General features: G+C 57.2%; 1 protein-coding gene. It reads left to right on the top strand.

From position 1 onward, the window contains the following. On the top strand, positions 1-525 hold a 525-nt coding region (locus RSSM_RS28085), incomplete at its 5' end, for a tyrosine-type recombinase/integrase (RefSeq protein ID WP_052335981.1). Positions 526-943: the final 418 nt, after the last annotated feature.

The following is a 943-nucleotide window of genomic DNA, read 5'->3' as shown; positions in this document are numbered from 1 at the left end:
AAAGGTGGCAAGAGTCGGTTGGTGCCGATGCCGGATGATTTGATGGATCCGCTGCGACGTTTTGTGAATAGCCGTGCGGCGCAGCATGACCAGGATTTGGCGGACGGGACGGCGTCGGTGTGGTTGCCGTATGCGTTGGATCGGAAGTACCCGAAGGCTCACCGGGAGCTGAAGTGGCAATATTTGTTTGCGTCGCACCGGTTGTCGCGTGATCCGAAGACGGGGAGACGGCATCGTCACCATTTGCACGTGGATACGTTTCCGAAGCATCTGCGCCGGGCGGTGGAGTCGGCGGGGGTTCTGAAGCATGTGACGAGTCACACGTTTCGTCATTGCTACGCGACGCATCTGTTATGGAACGGGACGGATATTCGGCAGATTCAACAGTTGCTCGGTCACAGTGATGTGAAGACGACGGAGATTTACACGCATGTGCGGAATCCGAATGAGACGAAGGTGATGAGTCCGCTGGATCGGTTGGTGCGGGAGCAAGAGGGTGCGAGTCGGGATACGCCAGCGGCGTGATTGCTTCGTGCGGAGCAAGTGGTCGGATGGTGGGGGGCGTTGTTTCTGAAGCGTGTTTGGTTTCTGAAGCGTGTTTGCGAATCGAGCGATTTGTGTGTTTTCGCTTTGGGGGCGATGCTCGCATTGCAGCGAATGGTGAGCTCGTTGGGCCGTGACCGGGGGATAAGCGTGGCTGCCGAATGTTTGCTGTTGGTGCTCTGGTAGCGGATGCAGCTTTTCTTTCCTGATCGCATCTGCAAGACAACAGGTCTCCTCTTTCTTCGGAGGAGTTCGTGCTGTTTTGAGGGTGTTGGGTTTGCAGGCTCTCTCGACGATTTTACCCGAGGCCTTACGGCCGTTCGGCTCACTTTGGTGGGGGCTTTGTGTTGGGTTTGGCCCGGTGTTTCTCTCCCTGGTTCGCCATCCCAACCGGTGAGCC

Source organism: Aporhodopirellula sallentina SM41 (assembly GCF_000346505.1).
GTDB lineage: Bacteria > Planctomycetota > Planctomycetia > Pirellulales > Pirellulaceae > Rhodopirellula > Rhodopirellula sallentina.
This window is presented reverse-complemented; position numbering and strand designations above follow the sequence as displayed.